23 protein-coding genes and 1 riboswitch are annotated in these 20,406 nt (G+C 71.2%); of the genes, 12 read left to right on the top strand and 11 right to left on the bottom strand.

The window, feature by feature from the left end:
• Nucleotides 1–35: 35 nt before the first annotated feature.
• Nucleotides 36–1,013: an Lrp/AsnC family transcriptional regulator gene (locus C2L58_RS43605; protein WP_103343468.1), complete on the top strand. Its 978-nt coding sequence runs from the start codon at nt 36–38 to the stop codon at nt 1,011–1,013.
• Here C2L58_RS43605 and C2L58_RS43600 read toward each other — a convergent pair.
• Genes C2L58_RS43600 through C2L58_RS43590 form a run of 3 tightly spaced genes read right to left on the bottom strand, consistent with a single transcriptional unit; the run spans nt 988 to nt 2,029 of the window.
• Complete coding sequence (locus tag C2L58_RS43600) at nt 988–1,356, bottom strand: barstar family protein (RefSeq protein WP_103343467.1); 369 nt, start codon at nt 1,354–1,356, stop codon at nt 988–990. The two genes, C2L58_RS43605 and C2L58_RS43600, sit on opposite strands and share 26 nt — an antisense overlap.
• A complete protein-coding gene (locus C2L58_RS43595) occupies nt 1,353–1,817 on the bottom strand; it encodes a ribonuclease domain-containing protein (RefSeq protein WP_103343466.1) in 465 nt (154 codons plus the stop codon). The genes C2L58_RS43600 and C2L58_RS43595 overlap by 4 nt, the downstream gene beginning before the upstream one ends.
• 11 nt (nt 1,818–1,828) lie before the next feature.
• Nucleotides 1,829–2,029, bottom strand: coding sequence for a hypothetical protein (locus tag C2L58_RS43590; protein WP_103343465.1), 201 nt, complete (start codon nt 2,027–2,029; stop codon nt 1,829–1,831).
• A gap of 59 nt (nt 2,030–2,088) precedes the next feature.
• Here C2L58_RS43590 and C2L58_RS43585 point away from each other — a divergent pair, with 59 nt between their 5' ends.
• The 3 genes from C2L58_RS43585 (at nt 2,089) to C2L58_RS43575 (ending at nt 5,764) form a co-directional block, all read left to right on the top strand.
• The gene (locus tag C2L58_RS43585) at nt 2,089–3,054 is read left to right on the top strand and encodes a quinone oxidoreductase family protein (RefSeq protein WP_103343464.1); all 966 of its coding nucleotides are present in this window, start codon (nt 2,089–2,091) and stop codon (nt 3,052–3,054) included.
• A gap of 136 nt (nt 3,055–3,190) precedes the next feature.
• The gene (locus C2L58_RS43580) at nt 3,191–4,231 is read left to right on the top strand and encodes an alpha/beta hydrolase (RefSeq protein WP_103343463.1); all 1,041 of its coding nucleotides are present in this window, start codon (nt 3,191–3,193) and stop codon (nt 4,229–4,231) included.
• 90 nt (nt 4,232–4,321) lie between these two features.
• Nucleotides 4,322–5,764: an amino acid permease gene (locus tag C2L58_RS43575; protein ID WP_199191711.1), complete on the top strand. Its 1,443-nt coding sequence runs from the start codon at nt 4,322–4,324 to the stop codon at nt 5,762–5,764.
• Here C2L58_RS43575 and C2L58_RS43570 read toward each other — a convergent pair.
• Genes C2L58_RS43570 through C2L58_RS43560 form a run of 3 tightly spaced genes read right to left on the bottom strand, consistent with a single transcriptional unit; the run spans nt 5,761 to nt 7,745 of the window.
• On the bottom strand, nt 5,761–6,810 hold the full coding sequence (locus C2L58_RS43570) for an NAD(P)H-dependent flavin oxidoreductase (protein ID WP_103343461.1): 1,050 nt from the start codon (nt 6,808–6,810) through the stop codon (nt 5,761–5,763). The two genes, C2L58_RS43575 and C2L58_RS43570, sit on opposite strands and share 4 nt — an antisense overlap.
• Nucleotides 6,811–6,827: 17 nt before the next feature.
• Nucleotides 6,828–7,184, bottom strand: coding sequence for a nuclear transport factor 2 family protein (locus tag C2L58_RS43565; protein WP_103343460.1), 357 nt, complete (start codon nt 7,182–7,184; stop codon nt 6,828–6,830).
• Between the two features lie 51 nt (nt 7,185–7,235).
• On the bottom strand, nt 7,236–7,745 hold the full coding sequence (locus C2L58_RS43560) for a MarR family winged helix-turn-helix transcriptional regulator (protein WP_103343459.1): 510 nt from the start codon (nt 7,743–7,745) through the stop codon (nt 7,236–7,238).
• A 108-nt stretch (nt 7,746–7,853) separates the two neighbouring features.
• On the opposite strand from C2L58_RS43560, the gene C2L58_RS43555 reads away from it, so the two are divergent.
• From C2L58_RS43555 to C2L58_RS43535, 5 genes are all read left to right on the top strand, one after another.
• Complete coding sequence (locus tag C2L58_RS43555) at nt 7,854–9,626, top strand: family 20 glycosylhydrolase (protein WP_103343458.1); 1,773 nt, start codon at nt 7,854–7,856, stop codon at nt 9,624–9,626.
• Between the two features lie 72 nt (nt 9,627–9,698).
• Complete coding sequence (locus C2L58_RS43550) at nt 9,699–10,925, top strand: pentapeptide repeat-containing protein (RefSeq protein WP_103343457.1); 1,227 nt, start codon at nt 9,699–9,701, stop codon at nt 10,923–10,925.
• A 24-nt stretch (nt 10,926–10,949) separates the two neighbouring features.
• Nucleotides 10,950–11,360 carry an HIT family protein gene (locus C2L58_RS43545; RefSeq protein ID WP_233226254.1) on the top strand — a complete coding sequence of 137 codons (411 nt, stop codon included), beginning with the start codon at nt 10,950–10,952 and terminating at the stop codon, nt 11,358–11,360.
• A gap of 40 nt (nt 11,361–11,400) precedes the next feature.
• Nucleotides 11,401–11,847 (top strand): pyridoxamine 5'-phosphate oxidase family protein, encoded by a 447-nt coding sequence (locus C2L58_RS43540; RefSeq protein WP_103343456.1) that lies wholly within the window; start codon nt 11,401–11,403, stop codon nt 11,845–11,847.
• A 28-nt stretch (nt 11,848–11,875) separates the two neighbouring features.
• Nucleotides 11,876–12,457, top strand: coding sequence for a hypothetical protein (locus tag C2L58_RS43535; RefSeq protein ID WP_103343455.1), 582 nt, complete (start codon nt 11,876–11,878; stop codon nt 12,455–12,457).
• A 6-nt stretch (nt 12,458–12,463) separates the two neighbouring features.
• On the opposite strand, the gene C2L58_RS43530 is transcribed toward C2L58_RS43535, so the two are convergent.
• Together C2L58_RS43530 and lepA are read right to left on the bottom strand one after the other, a co-directional pair.
• Complete coding sequence (locus tag C2L58_RS43530; protein ID WP_103343454.1) at nt 12,464–13,033, bottom strand: Uma2 family endonuclease; 570 nt, start codon at nt 13,031–13,033, stop codon at nt 12,464–12,466.
• Between the two features lie 151 nt (nt 13,034–13,184).
• Nucleotides 13,185–15,026 carry a translation elongation factor 4 gene (gene lepA, locus C2L58_RS43525; RefSeq protein ID WP_103343453.1) on the bottom strand — a complete coding sequence of 614 codons (1,842 nt, stop codon included), beginning with the start codon at nt 15,024–15,026 and terminating at the stop codon, nt 13,185–13,187.
• Between the two features lie 115 nt (nt 15,027–15,141).
• On the opposite strand from lepA, the gene C2L58_RS43520 reads away from it, so the two are divergent.
• Entirely contained in the window at nt 15,142–15,762 is a 621-nt protein-coding gene (locus tag C2L58_RS43520) for a class I SAM-dependent methyltransferase (protein ID WP_103343452.1), read from the top strand.
• Here the strand turns inward: C2L58_RS43520 and C2L58_RS43515 are convergent.
• The gene (locus C2L58_RS43515; RefSeq protein ID WP_103343451.1) at nt 15,759–16,133 is read right to left on the bottom strand and encodes a VOC family protein; all 375 of its coding nucleotides are present in this window, start codon (nt 16,131–16,133) and stop codon (nt 15,759–15,761) included. The two genes, C2L58_RS43520 and C2L58_RS43515, sit on opposite strands and share 4 nt — an antisense overlap.
• 23 nt (nt 16,134–16,156) lie before the next feature.
• Entirely contained in the window at nt 16,157–17,020 is an 864-nt protein-coding gene (locus C2L58_RS43510; RefSeq protein ID WP_199191710.1) for a DMT family transporter, read from the bottom strand.
• 364 nt (nt 17,021–17,384) lie between these two features.
• Between C2L58_RS43510 and rpsT the strand changes: the two genes are divergently transcribed.
• The gene (gene rpsT, locus C2L58_RS43505; protein ID WP_103343449.1) at nt 17,385–17,645 is read left to right on the top strand and encodes a 30S ribosomal protein S20; all 261 of its coding nucleotides are present in this window, start codon (nt 17,385–17,387) and stop codon (nt 17,643–17,645) included.
• Nucleotides 17,646–17,781: 136 nt separating this feature from the next.
• Here the strand turns inward: rpsT and holA are convergent, their stop codons facing one another.
• Nucleotides 17,782–18,762, bottom strand: coding sequence for a DNA polymerase III subunit delta (gene holA, locus C2L58_RS43500; protein WP_103343448.1), 981 nt, complete (start codon nt 18,760–18,762; stop codon nt 17,782–17,784).
• A gap of 147 nt (nt 18,763–18,909) precedes the next feature.
• A riboswitch (SAM riboswitch) is annotated at nt 18,910–19,043 on the top strand.
• 13 nt (nt 19,044–19,056) lie between these two features.
• On the opposite strand from holA, the gene thrC reads away from it, so the two are divergent.
• Nucleotides 19,057–20,322, top strand: coding sequence for a threonine synthase (gene thrC, locus C2L58_RS43495; protein ID WP_103343447.1), 1,266 nt, complete (start codon nt 19,057–19,059; stop codon nt 20,320–20,322).
• Nucleotides 20,323–20,406: the final 84 nt, after the last annotated feature.

The raw sequence follows: 20,406 nt of genomic DNA, 5'->3' as shown, positions 1-20,406 counted from the left end.
GTCCGCCGGAAACCGTCATCGAATACTCTGGGGCCATGGAAACCGTCACGCTCGACGACGTCGACCGCGGCTTGCTCCACGCCCTGCAGGTCGACGGCCGCGCGCCGATGCGGACGCTCGGCGCGGTGCTGGGCGTCTCGGAGAACACCGTCGCCCGGCGCTACCAGCGGCTGCGGACCGCCGGCGTCCTCAAGATCACCGGCGCGGTCAGCGGCGGCGAAGCCGGCTACACGACGTGGACCCTCCGCCTGCGCACGACCCCCGACGCCGGAGCCGCCGTCGCGGCCGCGCTCGCCGACCGGCCCGACGTGTCGTGGGTGCACCTGCTCTCCGGCGGCACCGAGATCTCCTGCACCGTCCACGCCCCGGACACGGCGGGGCGCGACGACCTCCTGCTGCACAAGCTGCCGCGCGCCCACCGCGTGACCGCGGTTTCCGCCCACGAACTACTGCACACGTTCGCGCTCCCGGACAGCTGGAGCGGACTGCACTGCCTGTCACCCGGGCAGATCGAACGGCTGCGCCCGCCGGAACCCATCGGCCCGGGCCTCCCGCCGGCTCCCGGCGACCAGCCGCTCCTCGACGCGCTGGCCCACGACGGCCGGGCGAGCTACACCGCGCTGGCCGCGGCCACGGGCTGGTCCGACTCGGCCGTGCGGCGCCGGATGGACCTGCTGCGGCGGCACGGCACGCTCACCTACCACCTCGACGTGTCCCCCGCCCGGCTCGGCTTCCGGTCCGAGACGCGGTTGTGGCTGACCGTCTCGCCCGCGCACCTGGCCGAGGCGGGCGAGGCGCTGGCCGGCCACCCCGAGACGTCGTTCGCCGTCGCCACCACCGGCACGACGAACCTCACGGCGATGGTGAACTGCCGCGACGGCCGGGACCTCTACCGCTACCTCACCGGCCGCGTCGCCGGGATCCGCGGCGTGCAGACCCTGGAAAGCGCGCCGGTGATCCGCACGGTCAAACGCGCGGGGACGCCGCTCAGGCGTCCGGCAGCACGACCGTGAGCCGCCACGAACCGGCGCTGCGGCCGCTCGGGCCGAGTGCGCGCTGCGCGTCCGACAGCACGCTGCGGATGGCCAGGTACGTCTTGGGTTCGGCCTTGCGCAACGCGTCCGAGCCCGGCCAGATCAGCACGTGCTCGCCCGGCGGCAGCCACGACAGGTCGGTCAGGCAGTCGTAGAGCGCGTCGAGGTTGTGCCCGAAGTAGTCCGGAAAGGACAGTGCCTCGGCGAAGGCGGTCAGCGTGCTCGCCTTGTCGACCGTCGGCCGGGAGTTCACCAGGTGCGGGTACGCGCCCCGGGCGAACGCCTCTTCCGCGGCGGCCTTCGCCGGCTCGCCGGCGCTCATCGGGCCGGGTCCACGACGACGAACGACGCGTAGTGGTCGCCGGTGTAGTACAGCTCGTGCGCCTGCCCGGTGATCAGCCGCCGGGCGCCGCGGTCCGCGCTGCCGGGAGTCTTCACCGTGTATTCGTGGTAGTAACCGGATTTCTTACCGGGCAAGTGCTTCTCGCGGTTCTCGAACACGACGTCGTCGTTGCGCGGGTAGGGGTACGGGCCGCCGGCCTCGATCAGCTTCCACGTGTCCGAGGCCTGCGGCGGCAGCGCGGAAAGCGCCTTCACCGGCAGCCCGGAGTCCGCGCCCGGCACGGCGGCGCCGCCCTTGGCGGGTGCGGTGGACGAGCTCGCCGACGTACTCGGGGCGGGCGACGGCGAGCCGCCGCCGAGGTTGTCCTTGACCAGCCAGCCCCCCAGCACCAGCACGAGGAGCCCGATCAGCGCGGCGGTGATCCGCCTTCGGTTGAACATGGTGCGCGAGCCTATGCCGACCCGTCGGAGTCGTCGTCACGCCCCGGAGTCAACCGTCGCGCGAAGAGGTCGACGACCTTGTCGAGCACCCAGGCGGCGGCCAGGCACAGCGGCACGACGACCACCATGACCAGCACGAACTGCACCGGGAACCAGGCCTGGGCGAGCCACAGCTCGACCCCGTCCCACCAGTCGGCAAGCCCGTTGAACACAGTGTGAGCCTACGCGCGCTCTGCTGCCGTCGTGCCTGTGGGGCGGTAGGTTGCGGAGCATGTTCGCCGTGTACGCGCAGGAACCCAACGCCGACAGCCTGCTGGACTCGCTCGTCGTGGGCGAGCGCCCCGAACCCGAGGTGCCCGACGGCTGGGTCCGCGTGCACGTCAAGGCGGCCAGCCTCAACATGCACGACCTCTGGACGCTGCGCGGGGTCGGGATCAAGCCGGAGCAGTTCCCGATGATCCTCGGCTGCGACGGCGCCGGCACCCTCGACGACGGCTCCGAGGTCGTCATCCACTCGGTGATCAACGCGCCGGGCTGGCAGGGCGACGACACCCTCGACCCGAAGCGCACGCTGCTCACCGAGAAGCACCAGGGCACCTTCGCCGACCAGGTCGTCGTGCCCGCTCGGAACGTCGTCCCGAAGCCCGAAGCGCTCAGCTTCGCCGAAGCCGCCACCATGGGCACGGCCTGGCTGACCGCCTACCGGATGCTCTTCGTGAAGTCCGGGCTGCGGCCGGGGCAGACGATGCTCGTGCAGGGTGCCTCCGGCGGCGTCTCGACGGCGCTGGTCCAGCTCGGCCGCGCGGCCGGGTTCCGGGTCTGGGTCACCGGCCGCACCGAGGAGAAGCGCGCCCTCGCCACCAGTCTCGGCGCGCACCAGGCGTTCGAATCGGGCGCGCGGCTGCCCGAGCGCGTCGACGCCGTGTTCGAGACCGTCGGCAAGGCAACCTGGTCGCACTCGGTCAAGTCGCTCAAGCCGGGCGGGATCATCGTGGTCTCGGGCTCGACCAGCGGCCCGGACGCGCACGCGGAGCTGCAGCGCGTCTTCTTCCTCCAGCTGCGCGTCGCCGGCTCGACCATGGGCACCCGCGACGAGCTCGCGGACCTGCTCGCCTACCTCGACCTGACCGGCGTCCGGCCGCAGATCGGCGCGGAACTTTCTTTTGCCGAGGCACCCAAGGGCTTCCAGGCGATGCTCGACGGGGACACCGCCGGGAAGATCGTCTTCACCCGCTAGACCCGCCGTGAGCTGGGCGGACCCTTTGATCCGCCCAGCCCGGCATCTCGTGAATATTTCACGTCTTCAGTTCGAGACCTGGTCGTTAGCACCGAAATTCCACCAAAACCCCACCCCGGCCAGGTAATCTTGAAGAATGACCGCAACGAAGCGGCCCGCGCCGGCTGTCCCGGGCGGCCGGCCCAGTGACGAGGACCCGATCCGGGTCTCCTTCCGGCGCTACGCCGGTGTCCGCACCCGCGTGCTCGAGGTCGGCGAAACCGTCGCCGAGCCGGAGGTTCCGCGCCGCTCTCTGCGCCGCAGGTCTGCCACCCCGCACGTCCGGCCCACCGCTCCGCGGCTGGTGCTGCTGCACGGCTACTGCGACAGCGCCGACACCTGGCGCCCCGCCCTGGAGCAGCTCGCGGCCGCCGGGATCCCCGCGGTCGCCGTCGATCTGCCCGGGTTCGGCGACGCCCAGCCGCTGCGGCCGGGCCCGATGCTGCCGCAGCTCGACGCGTTCACCACCGCCGTCGTCCGCGAACAGGCCGTGCTCGGCTCGGTCGTGCTGGCCGGGAACTCCCTCGGCGGCACCATGAGCCTGCGCGCGGCCCAGAACAGCAGGTTGCCGATCTCCGGCGTCGTCTCGATCGCCGCGCCGGGCTTCGTCGACTCGTGGCTGATCCGCGCGATGGCGCGCTACCCGCTGCCGCTGCGGCTGTACTCGTCCCTGCCCCTTCCGGTGCCGGGGTTCCTGGTGCGCAAGGTCGCCGAGCAGCTCGTGCCCCGGCTGCTGTACGCCGACTCGGGCGCGGCCGACGCCACCCAGGTGCAGCGCTTCACCGCGCTCTTCCCGGACTACCGCGCGACCAAGAGCCGGCTGGAAGAGGCCCGGCAGCTCGTCGCGGAACTCGCCGACGCCTACCGCCTCGACTCGGTCGAGGTCCCGCTGCTGGTCGTCGCGTGCGGCAAGGACAAGCTCGTCACCGCCGCGTCCGGGCGGCAGCTGCACACGCTGGTACCGCACAGCAGGCTGCTGGTCCGCGAGGACTGGGGTCACTGCCCGCAGCTGGACGACCCGGTGGAGGTCGCGGAGCTGCTCACCTACTTCGCGGCGAGCGCGGTCCGGACCACCCAGGCGAAGCGGGCGGCCGCGACGGCACCGAAGGCCGTCAGCGAGGACACCGCGGCGGGCTGACGCGCTCAGGCTGTCGGCGCGCCGGGTTGGCGGTAGGTTGCCGCGAGGGTCCGTGATCCGGGCCCTCCACCGACCGTTCGGGAGAAGACGATGTCCGCTCCAGGAGGCTTGGGCTCGAGCTCCGGCATCTTCCGGCGCAAGCCGATCGACCACATCCAGGACCCGGCCGAAAGCGGCGGCCTGCAACGCACTCTGGGGCTGTGGCAGCTGACCGCCATCGGCATCGGCGGCATCATCGGCGCCGGGATCTTCGCCCTCGCCGGCAGTGTCGCCCACGGCGACGACGCGGCGGGCATCCCCGGCGTCGGGCCGGCCGTGCTGATCTCGTTCCTCATCGCCGGGGTCGCCAGCGCCGCGGCGGCGTTCTCCTACGCGGAGTTCGCCGGCCTGATCCCGAAGGCCGGTTCGGCCTACACCTACGGCTACGCGGTGCTCGGCGAGATCGTCGGCTGGTTCATCGGCTGGGACCTGCTGCTGGAGTACACCGCGATCGTGGCGGTGGTGGCGATCGGCATCTCGGGCTACTTCAGCTTCCTGCTCGGCCAGCTCGGGCTGGACCTGCCCGCGTGGATGCTGGGCGCGCCCGGGACCGGGCCGGGCCACAAGGTCGACCTGTTCGCCGCGCTGCTGTGCCTGCTGATCGCGTACCTGCTCAACCGCGGCATCCGCAGCGCCGCCCGGTTCGAGACGGCGATGGTCGGGATCAAGGTCCTGATCGTGCTGGTGGTCATCCTGGTCGGCTTCTTCTACGTCAAGACCGGCAACTACACGCCGTTCGCGCCGGCCGGCTTCGGCGGCGCGGTGACCGGCGCCGCGACCGTGTTCTTCGCCGTCTTCGGTTATGACGCCATGAGCACCGCCGCGGAGGAGTCGAAGGACGCGCAACGGCACATGCCGAAGGCGATCATCTACTCGCTGGCGATTTCGATGGTGCTGTACGTGCTGGCCTGCCTGGTGCTGACCGGCATGCAGAAGTACACCGAGATCGACCCGAAGAGCGGCTTCTCGACGGCGTTCAAGTCGGTCGGCCTCTCCGGGCTGGCCACGGTGATCGCGATCGGGGCCATCATCGGCATCCTCACCGTGCTGTTCACGTTCCTGATGGGCGCCACCCGCGTCGGTTACTCGATGAGCCGCGACGGCCTGCTGCCGCCGTGGTTCGGCAAGACGAACGAGAAGCGCCAGGTGCCGAGCCGGATGACGTGGATCCTCGGCGGCGCGTCCGCGATCATCGCCGGGGTGCTGCCGATCGGCGAGGCGGCCGAGCTGACGAACATCGGCATCCTGCTGGCGTTCGTCGTCGTCTGCGTCGCGGTGATCGTGCTGCGCTACAAGCAGCCGGACCTGCCCCGCACGTTCAAGACGCCGGGCATGCCGGTGGTGCCCGCGATCGGCATCGTGTTCTCGATCTGGCTGATCACGTTCCTGCAGCCCGCCACCTGGATCCGGTTCGGCGTCTGGTTCCTGATCGGCCTGGTCGTCTACTTCCTCTACAGCCGGCGGCACTCGCTGCTGAACCGCACGGACGGCTAGCGGATCCGGTCGAGGCGGGCGGCGGCTTCGCGCGCCTCGACCTTCAGCCGCTCGATGATCACGGCGGCCGAGGCGTCGTAGGCGAGCGGGTAGGTCTGGCCCGCCCACAGCGAGATCGCTTCCGGGTCGCCGGCCTTCGCCGACGCCCTGCGCACCGGGCCCGCCAGGTTGTTGAGCTGCGGATACGCGGCCGGCGCCCCCTCGGAGAGGGCGTCCATGAACTTGTTGACCAGGCCCCGGGCCGGGCGGCCGCTGAAGGCGCGGGTGAAGGCCGTCTCGCGCTCGGCGAGGGCGAGTGCCTTGCGGTGCGCCTCCGACGTCCCCGCTTCGTCCGCGCGCAGGAAGACGGTGCCCAGCTGGGCGGCCACAGCCCCGGCGGCGAGCACGGCGGCGACGTCGGCCCCGTGCACCAGCCCGCCGGCGGCGATCAGCGGCAGGTCCACGCGGGCGGCGACGAGCCTCAGAAGCGCGAGGACGCCGTATTCCGCGCCGCCGCCCGGCAGCCGCGGGTCGTCGATGAACAGGCTCCGGTGCCCGCCCGCCTCGAAGCCCTGCAGGACGAGCGCGTCGGCACCGAGGCCGGCGGCCCGGTGGGCGGCCTCCGGGGTGGTCACGGTGATGACGACCTTCGCCCCGGCGTCGCGGAGCCGGAGGACGTCCGACGGCGAGGGCGGCCCGAAGGTGAACGACACCACGGGGATCCGCTTCTCGAGCACGACGTCCAGCTTGGCGGGGTACGCGTCGTCGTCCCACTTCGGCTCGCCGAGCTCGACGTCGTACTCGCGGGCGAACGCTTCGAGCCGCTCGCGGTGCGCGCCGACGTCGGCGCCGGTGTCGGGTTGCGGGACGAAGAGGTTGACGCCGAACGGCCGCCCGGTGAGCTCGGCGGTGCGGTCGATCTGCGCGCTCAGCGCCGCGGGCGTGAGCATGCCGGCGGAGAGGAAGCCGAAGCCACCGGCCTCGGACACCGCGGCGACCAGCTCCGGAGTGGTGGGACCGCCGGCCATCGGCGCGGCGACGACCGGGAACGTCAGCTCGTCGAACATGCCCCCGAGCGTAGTACTCAGCCGGGCAGCAACATCGTGTACAGCTTCTTGATCACGCCGTCCTCGACGAGCGCGATGTCGATCCCCCGCACGACCGGCGGCGCGCCTTCGGGGCCGAATTGCCAGGCGAGGTGGCCCAGGTCGTGGTTGACGAGCACGGGACCGGCGGGCGCGAAGACGAAGCCCGGCGACTGTTCCAGCAGCCCGCGGGCCTTGGCGTTCAGCTCCGCGTGGCCGGTCGCGACCCCTTCCGGGTCGGCGAACTCGACGCCGGGCGCGTAGGTCGCGGCGATCGCCTTCGCGCGCCGCTCGTCGTCCCGTTCGTTGAACACCTGCAGCAGATTGGCTTCCATCAGCTCGGACACCGTCGCCATCACGTCCTCCTCGGTCTCACGACCCATATTAGGTGACATGTCACGCAACTGTCAGGGGTGGTCGTCCGGCCGGGGCAGGGTGCCGCGCTCGACCAGCCGGTCGTAGACGCGGTCGAGCAGCGTCGTCAGCTGCGCCAGCTCAGCGGGCTCGAGGGCACCCAGGACCGCTTCGCGCACGAACCCGGCGTGGTCCGGCGCCGTTTGCCGCAACGACGCCCAGCCCGCCTCGGACAGCGCGACCTCGGTGACGCGGCGGTCCTCGGCGGCCGTCCCGGTTTCGACCAGCCCGCGGTCCCGCATCCGCTTGAGGTGGTGCGACAGCCGGCTGCGCTCCCAGCCGATGCGGATCGCGAGGTCGGTGACCCGCATCCGGCCGGCGGCATCGCTCGTCAGGGCGACCAGGACGTGGTAGTCGGCGAGCGAGAGGCCGCTGTCGGCCCGCAGCTGCCGGTTCAGCTCGTAGTCCAGGCGCAGGTGCACCTTCATGTAGGCGTACCAGGCGGCCGTTTCGGCTGCCGAGAGCAGCGCGAACGGCGATCCCGGCACGAAGTCCCGCGTCACCGCGCGAGCTTAACCACCCAGACTGGTCTAGACCACGACCGCCAGAAGTGCGACGATCCGGGCAGGTGCGACGGCGAGGTCGCGCCCTTCCCGCCAGGAGGTCCCCCGGTGAAGCAGTCCTTCGCGCGGCGGCTCGGCCGCGCACTCGCCGTGCTGGCCCTGATCGGCGCCGGCACGACAGCCGCCCACTTCACGCCGGCCGCGGCGGCCACACCGGCGCTGCAGTCGATCGTGCCGGCGCCGGTCTCGGTGACCCCGGCGGCCGGGGTCGCGTTCCCGCTGGTCTCGACCACGAAGATCGTCACCGAAGCCGGTTCGGCGCCGGCCAGGCAGGTCGGCGACTACCTGGCCGGCGTGCTGCGGCCGTCGACCGGCTTCGCGCTGCCGGTGTCCGACGCGCCCGCGTCGGTGCCGGCCGACAGCATCGCGCTGCTGCTCGGCGGCGCCCCCGCGAGCGTCGGCGCCCAGGGCTACCAGCTGGTGTCGACGGCGTCGTCGGTCACCGTCCGCGCCACCACCCCGGACGGGCTCTTCGCGGGCGTCCAGACGCTGCGCCAGCTGCTGCCGGGCAAGGTGGAAAGCCCGGCGGCCCAGCAGGGCCCGTGGAGCATCCCGGGGGCGACGATCGTGGACTACCCGCGCTTCGGCTACCGCGGCGCGATGCTCGACGTCGCCCGCCACTTCCACCCGGTGTCGACGGTCAAGCGGTACCTCGACCAGCTGGCCCAGTACAAGATCAACAACCTCCACCTGCACCTGGCGGACGACCAGGGCTGGCGCATCCAGATCGACAGCTGGCCCCGCCTGACGACGTACGGCGGAAGCACCCAGGTCGGCGGCGGCGCGGGTGGCTACTACACGAAGGCGCAGTACACCGACATCGTGAACTACGCGGCTTCGCGCCACATCACGGTCATCCCGGAGATCGACATGCCGGGACACGTGAACGCGGCGCTGGCGTCGTACGCGGAGCTGAACTGCACCGGGGTGGCCCCGGCCCTGCGCACGGACACGGCGGTCGGCTACAGCTCGTTGTGCATCTCGAAGGACATCACGTACACGTTCATCGCCGACGTCCTGCGCGAGCTGGCGGCCCTGACCCCGGGCCCGTACCTCCACATCGGCGGCGACGAAGCGTCCTCGACGTCGGCGGCCGACTACCTGACGTTCGTCAACAAGGTCCTCCCCCTGGTGGCGGCCACGGGCAAGTCGGTGGTGGGCTGGCACGACATCGCGAAGGCGTCTCTACCCGCTTCGGCCACGCCCCAGTTCTGGGGAACTTCCACCTCCGACGCGGGCGTGTCGACGGCGGTTTCCCGCGGCAGCAAGGTGATCCTGTCGCCGGCGAACAAGGCGTACCTGGACATGAAGTACAACAGCTCGACGCCCATCGGGTTGTCGTGGGCGGGTTACATCGAGGTCCAGGACGCGTACGGCTGGAACCCGGGAGCGTACCTTTCGGGCGTGGGCGAATCGGCGGTCCGCGGCGTGGAGTCGCCACTGTGGACGGAAACGGTGGTGACGCCCTCGGACATCGACTACCTGGCGTTCCCCCGCTTGGCCGCGCACGCGGAGCTGGGCTGGTCACCGTGGTCGACGCACGACTGGACGGCGTTCCGGACCCGGCTGGGCGCCCAGGCGCCCCGCTGGGTGGCGCAGGGGATCGGCTTCTACCGGTCGGCGCAGGTCGCCTGGGACACCGGCGGGACGACGAACCCGGGCACGTGCGCGGACCCGGCGTGGACCGCGACGCAGGTGTACACGAGCGGGAACGTGGTGTCCCACAACGGCCACAAGTGGACGGCGAAGTGGTGGACGCAGGGTGAGGAGCCGGGAACCACGGGCCAGTGGGGAGTGTGGACCGACAACGGCGCTTGCTGAGCTGCCTTCCTCCCGGGGCGGCCCGGCCCCGAACTGGTTCCGGGCCTGCCCCGGGCGTGGCACAGTCGACCGGTGAGCAAACCACCCGCACGACCGACCACCGAGCCGGCCGGCCTTCGCGAGGAGCGCCTGGGCAAGGTGCTCACCACGCGGGCCATCGTGTTCGCCGGGCTGATCGTGGTCGTGGTCGCGGTCGGGACGCTCTGGCTGCTGCTGGCGCTCTTCGGCGCCGGCACACCGGCGGACCAGGCGCAGCTGGAGGTGTTCCGCGCGACCGGGAACGTGGTCCTCGGCGCGGGCGGCGCCGTCGCGCTCGTGCTGGCCGCGCGACGGCAGCGCCTGGGCGAGCTCGAACTCCGCCGGAAGGAGCAGGAGCTCGCCCAGCGGGACCACGCGCAAAAGCACGTCGAGCAGGTGGCCTCGGACACGGCCGCGCACCAGCGGCGGCTGGCCGAGGACGCGCGGGTCGACGCGGCGGAACGGCGGATCACCGAGCTCTACACGAAGGCGGCGGACCAGCTCGGATCCGAGAAGACACCGATCCGGCTGGCCGGTCTCTACGCGTTGGAGCGGCTGGCGCAGAACACGCCGGACCAGCGGCAGACGATCGTCAACCTCCTCTGCGCCTACCTCCGGCTGCCGTACACGCTGCCCACCGGGCCCCGGCTGCCACCCTGGTCGTCGTTGCGCGCCCCCGGTGCGAGCCAGGACCCGGCGGAGTCATCACAGACCGGCTCCGACGGGCACGCGAGCGAGCAGGAGCTCGAGGTGCGCGCGACGGCCCAGCGCATCCTGGCCGACCACCTCTACCCCGGCGACGCTCCCGGCGAGCCGCGTCCGGAGTTCTGGCCCGGAATCACCCTCAACCTCACGGGCGCACTCCTGTGCCACTTCGACTTCCGGGGGTGCCGGGTCGGCAACGTCCGGTTCGGCGGTGCGCGGTTCGCCGGCTGGAACCGCTTCGAGGACGTCGAATTCACCGGCTACGCCATCTTCGGCGGCAGCGAGTTCCGCACGTCCGCGAACTTCACGCGGGCCCGCTTCCACGGCTCGGCGCTGTTCCGGGGAGCGGTCTTCCACAACGGCGCGATGTTCGACGAAGCCGTGTTCCGCGACGAGGCCTTGTTCGGCGGCGTGCGCACGGTCGACGGTGTCCCCCACCCGGACGGCGCGGTGTTCGGCGGCGCCGTCTCCTTCGCCGCCGCGACCTTCGAACGGACCGTCGTCCTCGAACACGTCCGGGTCGCGGACGACGCCGCCGGCCACGTCTGGCCTCCCGCCGATCGAACCTCGGCCTGACCCGTGGCGCAGTACGCTGCGGTCATGCCGTGCCCGATCTGTGCCAAGCACAGCGGTACCGGCCCCTTGGTGGGGCCGGTCATCTGGGCCGGCGAGCTCGCCGTCGTCAGTCACCGTCCCGGCGCCTTCCCCGGCTACCTCTTCGTCGAGACCCGGCGGCACGTGGCGAACCTCGACGGGCTCACCGAAGCCGAAGCCCTGACCGTCGCGCGGGCCGCCTGGGTGGCTGCCCGGGCGCTGCGGGCCGAACTGGATCCCGAGTCCGTGCACTCGGCCATGGCCGGACGGGGCATCGACCACTTCCACCAGCACGTCTTCGTGCGGCACCGGGGCACTCCCGCCGAGGTCGGGTGGATGGACGTCGACTGGCCCGGGGCGCCTCGCGCCGACGTCGACCTCCTGTGCGGACGGTTATCGGCGCACTTCGCGCGGTGAAACCCGGACGGGCCGCCCGTGCGGCGGGTTAGGTTGGGGCATGAGCGCAGATCTGGAGCAGGTTCGCACGCTGTCGCTGCAGGAGCACGGCCTCGCCACCGTCGCCACGACGCGGGCGGACGGCACCGTGCACGCCTCCGTCGTCAACGTCGGCGTCTTCGACGATCCGGTGACCGGCGCCCCGGGTGTCGCCTACGTCGCCGTCGGCCGAGCGCACAAGCTTCTCCTGCTGCGACGCTCCGGGAACGCCACCGTCACCTTCCGGCGCGGCTGGAACTGGCTCTCCGTCACCGGTGCCACCCACCTCATCGGGCCCGACGACCCCGACCCCGCCTTCGACCCCGCGGGCCTGCCGCAGCTGCTGCGTGACGTCTTCATCGCCGCCACCGGCACCCACGACGACTGGGCCGAGTACGACCGGGTCATGGCCGAAGAGCGGCGGGTCGCGGTGTTCATCCGGGCAGACCGGATAATCGGCAATCCCTGACCCCCTCCCTGCCCCAGGAGTCGTCCCGTTGTCCGAGTCCCCGCCCCGCGTGACCACGCCGGTCAAGGTCGTCGTCGGCTTGCTCGTCGTCGCCGACGCCGGGTTCGGCGTGGCGCTCGCCACCGGGCTGGTGCGCGGCCTCTCGCCGTGGCTGATCGGCGGCGGCTACGCGGCGACCGTGCTCGCCGCCGTCCTGGTCTACCGCGTCTCCCGGGCCCGCGACCTCAAGCGCGGGTTCGAGGGCCTGCGCGACCTCACCATCGGCGACGAGGGCATCCGCCTGCCGGCGGGCACGCTCAGCACGCGCCTGGTGCCCTGGCCGGAGATCGCGGAAGTCACGGTCCGCCGTTCGGCCCGCTTCGGCGACGGCTACCTGCGCGACGCCCTCTGGGTCGACCTGGTCACCGGCGGCGGCGTCGAGAGCTCAGTGCAGCGCTACGCGCCGCGAGGCAAGCTGCAGCCGGCACCGCCCGAGCGGCGGCAGTTCGAGCAGACGGCGATCCTCACCCCGGCCCTGTTCGACGCCGTGCTCGACCGGCTCCGGAAGGAACTGCGCCACCGGCAGCTGCACACGCAGCTCCGCGGCACCCCTCGGCTCCGGCGCCACTGACCGGCCTCAGCCGAGCCGGCCCAGCAGGTCCTCGGGCACGATCCGCACCGGGAACGGCCGCTCGAGCTCGACCGCCTCGTCGCCCGCCGCCTTGGCCACCTGCTGGTAGCAGCCGTCCGCGTCCAGTTCGAACACGGTCAGCGCGGGCTCCTCCGGATCGATCACCCAATAGCTGCCGGTGCCGAGCCGCTCGTAGACCGCCTTCTTGAGGTTCAAGTCGTAGATCGCCGTGCTGGGCGACAGCACCTCGACCGCCAGCACCGGTGGCGCCGGGAGATCCTTGTCCGTGAAGTCCTCGTCCCGGCCGACCAGGACGTCCGGCTGTAGCTCGATCTTGTCACCCGAGTGCACCGCGAACGGCGCGACGACTACGTCGAACTCGGGCGGGCAAGAATCGACGAGCACTCTCCAGAGCCACACCGCGATCGTCTGGTGTCGTCTTCCCGGCGCGGGGGTCACCAGGAGCACCCCGTCGATGAGCTCGTAGCGTCGGCTGTCATACGGCATCCCCCCGAGGTCGTGCACCGTCAGGGGGCCCGAATCGTGAGGATGCTCGATGTCCGCCATGACCGTCATGGTGCTCTCCTTTCGCTCTTCGCACCAGAGGAAACCAGAGAGCACCGACGGAAAACCACATCGAACACGGGTTCGGCGCCCATATCCACGCGGAAGCGTGAATATAGGCGCCACTGTCACATCAATGAAACAGTCACATCAACGGAAACAGTTACTTCTTGTTCTTGCCGGAGTCCTCAGTGGACAGTGCGGCGACGAAAGCCTCCTGCGGGACCTCGACCCGGCCGACGGTCTTCATCCGCTTCTTGCCTTCCTTCTGCTTCTCCAGCAGCTTCCGCTTACGCGAGATGTCACCGCCGTAGCACTTGGCGAGCACGTCCTTGCGGATGGCGCGGATCGTTTCGCGGGCGATGATCCGGGCGCCGATGGCGGCCTGGATGGGCACCTCGAAGTTCTGCCGCGGGATCAGTTCGCGGAGCCGGTTCACCATGCGGTTGCCGTAGTTGTAGGCGTCGTCCTTGTGCACGATCGCGGAGAACGCGTCCACGCCCTCGCCCTGCAAAAGGATGTCCACCTTGACCAGGTCCGCCGCCTGCGTGCCGGCCTCTTCGTAGTCCAGCGACGCGTAGCCGCGCGTCCGCGACTTCAGCGTGTCGAAGAAGTCGAAGATGATTTCCCCGAGCGGCATGTTGTAGCGCAGCTCGACCCGGTCCTCGGACAGGTAGTCCATGCCGAGCAGCTGACCGCGCTTGTTCTGGCACAGCTCCATGATCGTGCCGATGAATTCGGACGGCGCCAGGATGCTGACCTTGCTGACCGGCTCCAGCACCTTGTCGATCTTGCTCCCGGTCGGCCAGTCCGACGGGTTGGTGACGTGGATTTCCTTGCCGTCGTCCAGCACCACGTCGTAGACCACGTTCGGCGCCGTCGAGATCAGGTCGAGGCCGAATTCGCGCTCGAGCCGGTCGCGGGTGATCTCCAGGTGCAGCAGGCCGAGGAAGCCGCAGCGGAAGCCGAAGCCGAGCGCCACCGACGTCTCCGGCTCGTAGTCGAGCGCGGCGTCGTTCAGCTGGAGCTTGTCCAGCGCCTCGCGCAGCTCGGGGTAGTCCGAACCGTCGACCGGGTACAGCCCGGAGTAGACCATCGGCTTCGGCTCGCGGTAGCCCGCCAGCGCTTCCTTGGCGCCGTGACGCTCCGAGGTCACGGTGTCGCCGACCTTGGACTGGCGGACGTCCTTCACCCCGGTGATCAGGTAGCCGACCTCGCCGACGCCGAGGCCCTTGCTGGCCTTGGGCTCCGGCGAGATGATCCCGACTTCCAGCAGCTCGTGGGTGGCGCCGGTGGACATCATCTTGATGCGCTCGCGCGGGGTGATCTTGCCGTCGACCACCCGGATGTAGGTGACGACGCCGCGGTACGTGTCGTACACCGAGTCGAAGATCATCGCCCGGGCGGGCGCGTCGGCGTCACCCTGCGGCGCCGGGACCGACTTCACGACCTCGTCGAGCAGCGCGCCGACGCCCATGCCGGTCTTGGCCGAGACCCGCAGGACGTCGTCCGGCTCGCAGCCGATGATGTGGGCCAGCTCACCCGCGTACTTGTCGGGGTCGGCCGAGGGCAGGTCGATCTTGTTCAGCACCGGGATGATCTGGAGGTTGTTCTCCAGCGCGAGGTACAGGTTGGCCAGCGTCTGGGCCTCGATCCCCTGCGCGGCGTCGACCAGCAGGACAGCGCCTTCACACGCCTCCAGGGCCCGGGAGACCTCGTAGGTGAAGTCCACGTGGCCCGGGGTGTCGATCATGTGCAGGACGTGGTCCTGCCCGTCGACCTTCCAGGGCAGCCGGACGTTCTGCGCCTTGATCGTGATGCCGCGCTCGCGTTCGATGTCCATCCGGTCGAGGTACTGAGCGCGCATGGCCCGCTCTTCCACGACGCCGGTGAGCTGCAGCATGCGGTCGGCCAGGGTGGACTTGCCGTGGTCGATGTGCGCGATGATGCAGAAGTTCCGGATGAGCTCCGGAGGCGTGAAGGTCGTGTCGGCGAACGTCGTCACTCGAATGAGTCCTCGGAAAGTCGGGGATGGCCACCTCTATGGTCCCATGGCCCTCCGGGTGCGGTTGGGGGTCATCCCCGATGCGGGGTTTCGCGATCCGTGGTGCCCTCGAAGTATGAGTACTCCGCACCAGCCGGCACCCCCTCCCCAGCCGGAGACCAGCGGCTTCGCCCGCGTCTTCGACCGGACGTTCGGTCACCCCTCCGGCGCGCTCGGCCGCCTCGGCGGCTGGGTCATGGCCCGCGGCAACGCCGCCACCGAACACCGCGTCGTCGACCTGGCGAAGATCGAGCCCGACGAAACCGTCCTGATCGTCGGCCCCGGCCCCGGCGTCGGCCTGGAAGCCGCCGCCCGCCTGGCCGGGCGCGCCGTCGGCGTCGACCCCTCCCCCGAGATGCTCACGCTGTGCCACGAACGCTGCGGCGACCGCGCCGAGCTGCGCGAAGGGTCGGCGGCGCACACCGGCGAGCCCGACGGCTCCGTCGACGTCGTGCTGAGCGTGAACAACGTCATGCTGTGGGAAGACCGCGCGGCCGGGTTCGCCGAGCTGTTCCGGGTGCTGCGCCCGGGCGGCCGGCTGCTGCTGTCCGCGCACGAGAAGTGGCTGCCCGTGAGCAGGCACGTCCTGGCCGACGAAGCCGCCGCCGCGGGCTTCGCCGACCTCCAGACCTGGACCTGGGAGCCGCCCGGGTTCGCCGCGCTCGCCGCGCAGCTGCGCGGCGTCAAGCCCGCCTAGCGGGTGTCCGTGCGGATCGGGTGTCCCTCGGGCACCTCGACCAGCACGATGCGCGTGCCGTCCGGATCGGCGATCCAGGCCTCGTCGAGGCCCCACGGCTCGCGCCGCGCGCCGCGCACCGGCTCCAGGCCGTTGCCCTTCAGCTCGGCCAGGGTGACGGCGAGGTCCCGGACCTGCAGCCAGAGCACCAGATCGGGCGACGAGCCCGCTTCGCCGGCACCGGAGACCTCCAGGGAGCCGTGGCCGAGGAAGAACACGGTGCCACCGGGGAATTCCCGCTCGACGGCCAGGCCGAGGGTGTCGCGGTAGAACGCCGTGGACGCGGCGACGTCCCGCGGGCGGATCAGCAGCCGGCTCTTCAGGATCTCCATCCGACCATCCCTACCGGACGGGCTCAGGCGGCCGCAATCGCGGCGATGCCGGACAGCACGATCACCGACCCGGCCAGCCGCCGCACGGCGTCACGCTCGCCCAAGACCAGCCACGCGGCGAGGCCGCCGAGCACGATGCTCAGCTCCCGGGCGGGCGCGACCAGGCTGACCGGCGCCATGGTGAGGGCGAACAGCACGAGGATGTAGGCGATCGGCGACAGGACCGCGACGAGCAGGACTTCGCGGCGCTGTTCGCGCCAGATCCGCGTCACTTCGGCGCGATCGGCCAGGGCGCCGGGCACGAGCAGCACGCTCTGCAGGACCGAGCCGAGGCCGAAGTAGACGACCGGCGGCACGCCGATGCCGGTCACCGAGTGCGCGTCCCAGAGCGTGTAGCCGGCGATGACGGCCCCGGTCAGCAGCCCGTAGAGGATCCCCGCTTTCACGGCGCGGGGGTCGCCGCCCTTCCGGCCGGTGCTGATCACCAGCACCCCGGCGACGACCAGGAACGCCCCGAGCAGGCCAAGCGGCCCGGGCCGCTCGCCGAGCACCAGGACGGCGGCCAGCACCGACAGCAGCGGCCCGGTGCCCCGCGCGACGGGGTAGACGACGGAGAGGTCGCCGACGCGGTACCCACGCTGCAGCACGATCCCGTAGGCGATGTGCAGGACGGCGGTGACCGCGGCGGCGAGCAACCAGCTCCACTGTGGACGGTGGTGTTCGACGACGAGCAGCACGATCGTGACGGGAAGGAGCAAGACGGCGCCGGCCGTGTAGTAGAGCCAGACGAACTGGGTGCCCCCGGAGGAGATGCGCTTGGCCGCGAGGTTCCACGCGGCGTGCACGACGGCGGCGACGAGGACGAGGGACAAGGCGGTGGCGTTCACGGGGCCCCTTCGGCTTTTCGCGCACGCGAAAAGCTGGTCCTCCAGGCTTTTGCCCCGTCAGATGAACGACGGGCCGTCCGGGCCCGCCGATGGTGCCGCTCGGACCAGGCCCACCGGTCCTGGTTTTGAGGTGCGTGTGGTGCGTGTGGTGCGTGGTGCGGGTGGTGCGGGTTGCTCGGACCGGCGACGGAACCCTAGGCACTGCCGCGGCCCACGGTACTCCCGGCTCCGGCCGCCGGCGGCCCGGCTGTTAGAGTGATCGCTCGCTGCCCGTGCGGCATTCCGTCATGGAGGAAACCCGCTCATCGAGCGGGGCCACTTCAGCGCGGCGGCGAATCTCACCGAGTGAAACAGGAGTTGCCCTATGGCCAACATCAAGTCGCAGATCAAGCGCATCACGACGAACGAGAAGGCGCGTCAGCGCAACCAGGCGATCCGGTCCTCGGTGAAGACCGCGATCCGCAAGGTCCGCGAAGCCGCCGAGGCCGGCGAGAAGGCCAAGGCCGTCGAGCTGCAGCGCGACGCCGCCCAGAAGCTGGACAAGGCCGTCTCGAAGGGCGTCATCCACGCCAACCAGGCCGCCAACAAGAAGTCGGCGCTGGCGAAGCGCGTCAACGCGCTCTGAGCTGGTTGATTTCTGGGAAGGCCCCGGCTCCGGCCGGGGCCTTCTTCATGTCCGGGTACTTCGCGCCGACCCTCCTCCGGGTCTTCGCGCTTGAAGGTCTTCGCGTCTGGGTCATTCGCGTCCGGAGCCGCCGCGGTCAGCGGTCGCCCTTGGCCGCCGCCACCTGGAGGACCGCGCGCTCCAGCGCGTAGCCCGGGTCCGCCGCCACGCCCTTGACCTCGGCGTTCAGCCGCGCGACCACGCGCATCGCCGTCGCGAGGCCGTCGGGGTTCCAGCCCCGGGACTGCCCCTGCGCCTTGCGGATCTTCCACGGGGGCATGCCCAGCTCGCCCGCCAGCTGGTTCGGGTTGCCCCGGCCGGCGCCGGAGACCCGGGCGATCGTGCGGACCGCGTCGGCCAGCGCGTCGGCGACCAGCACGTGCGGGACGCCCAGCTGCATCGCCCAGCGCAGCGACTCCAGCGCCGCCGCGCGATCGCCGCTGACCGCCTTCTCCGCGACCGCGAAGCCGGTGACGTCGGCCCGTCCGCGGTGGTAACGGCGGACCGCGTCGGCGTCCACGGTGCCGCCCGTGTCCGCGACCAGCTGCGTCGCCGCCGAAGAGAGTTCCCGCAGGTCGGAGCCCACGGCGTCGAGCAGGGCGGCGACCCCCGCCGGGTCGATCTTGCCGCCCACCCGGCGCACCTCGTGGCGCACGAACTGCTCCCGCTCGGCCGGCTTGGTCAGCTTCGGGCACTCGGTGATCTCGGCGCCGGCCTTCTTCAGCGCCGCCGGGAGCGACTTGCCCGCCTTGCTGCGGCCGCCGCCGGTGTGCACGACGACGAGCACGACCCCGTCGGCCGGGTCCTTCAGGTAGGCCGCGACGGCGTCGGCCAGCTCCTGCGAGATGTCCTGCGCCGACTCCAGGACGATCACCCGGCCTTCGCTGAACAGCGACGGGCTGACCAGTTCGGCCAGCTCGGGCGCTGTGAGATCGGACACCCGGACCCGGGTCAGCTCGGCGGTCGCGTCCATCGCGCGCGCGGCGGCGAGCGTCTCGCGGACGGCCCGCTCGATCAGCAGTTCTTCCTCGCCGAGCACCAGGTGCAGCGGGGCCGGGGCGGTGGCTTGCGCGGTCACCCGGGAATCCTCTCACTTGCGCTCGGATGCGCCCGCTCCGGTGATGTCGAGCGGCCACCGTGGCACGGCCCGAGCGCGATGTCGTACGGTGTAGCCGAGGCAGCCCGCCCCGGAGGATCCGGCGTGCGCGCACCGACAATTGAATACCGCTCATCCAGAGGGGCAGAGGGAACGGCCCGACGAAGCCCCGGCAACCGGCGTACAGCCTGTCATCCCGCGATCGCGGGATAGCTGACGACCACGGTGCCAATTCCGGCCCGCTTCGGCGGGGCAGATGAGGAAAGGAACCTCGCGATGACCGCCACCCTCGGCACGACCTCCACCACCAAGACCCCGGATCTCGGACCCGCCGTCGAACTGGTGTCGAAGGAAGAGGGCCACCGGCAGCCGCTCGCTCCGGAGTTCGTCTCCGCCGAAGACTTCTCGCCGCTCGAGGTCGCCTACGACTTCGGCCGCGTCCGCCGCGAAGACATCGAGGCCGGCCCCAAGAACATCTGGCGCTACAAGAAACTCCTTCCCGTTCCGTCCAACGTCGAAGAGATCCCGAACACCGAGCCGGGCGCGACGCGGCTGGTCCGCGCCGACCGCCTCGCCAAGGAGCTCGGCCTCAAGCGCGTGTGGGTCAAGGACGACACCGGCAACCCGACGCACTCGTTCAAGGACCGCGTCGTCGCCGTCGCGCTGGCCGCGGCCCGCGAGTTCGGGTTCGAGGTGCTCGCGTGTCCCTCGACCGGCAACCTGGCCAACGCGACGGCCGCCGCCGCGGCCCGCGCCGGCTGGCGGTCGGTCGTGCTGATCCCCAAGAGCCTCGAGCGCGCCAAGATCCTCACCACCGCGGTGTACGACGGCGACCTCATCGCCATCGACGGCAACTACGACGACGTCAACCGCCTCGCCACCGAGCTCGCCGGCGAGCACCCGAAGTGGGCGTTCGTCAACGTGAACGTCCGGCCGTACTACTCGGAGGGCTCGAAGACGCTGGCCTTCGAGGTCGCCGAGCAGCTCGGCTGGCGCATCCCGCCGCAGATCGTCGTGCCGATCGCCTCCGGTTCGCAGCTGACCAAGGTGGACAAGGGTTTCCGTGAGCTGGGGCAGCTCGGCCTCGTGGACGCCAGCCCGTACAAGGTCTTCGGCGCGCAGGCCACCGGCTGCTCGCCGGTGTCGACCGCGTTCCGCGAGGGCCACGACGTGGTCCAGCCGGTGAAGCCGGACACGATCGCCCGCTCGCTGGCGATCGGCAACCCCGCCGACGGCCCGTACGTGCTCGACATCGTCAACCGCACCGGCGGCGCGATCGAGGACGTCTCCGACGAAGAGGTCGTCGAGGGCATCCGCCTGCTGGCCCGCACCGAAGGCATCTTCACCGAGACGGCCGGCGGGGTCACCGTCGCCACGGCGAAGAAGCTGGTCGAGACGGGCAAGCTGGACCCGGACGCCGAGACGGTGCTCCTCATCACCGGCGATGGCCTCAAGACCCTCGACGCGATCGAGAACCACGTGGGTCCCAAGGCGACCCTGCCGCCCTCGGCCGCGGCCGTGAACAAGGCCCTCGGCTACTGAGCTCCGGCCGGGGCGGGCACTCGGCCCGCCCCGGCGCTCGGCGGAGGGGCACGGCCACGTGTCGCCTCCCCCGGGCTAAAGCTC

The organism is Amycolatopsis sp. CA-126428 (assembly GCF_002904335.1).
In the GTDB taxonomy this organism is placed as follows: Bacteria; Actinomycetota; Actinomycetes; order Mycobacteriales; family Pseudonocardiaceae; genus Amycolatopsis.
This window is presented reverse-complemented; position numbering and strand designations above follow the sequence as displayed.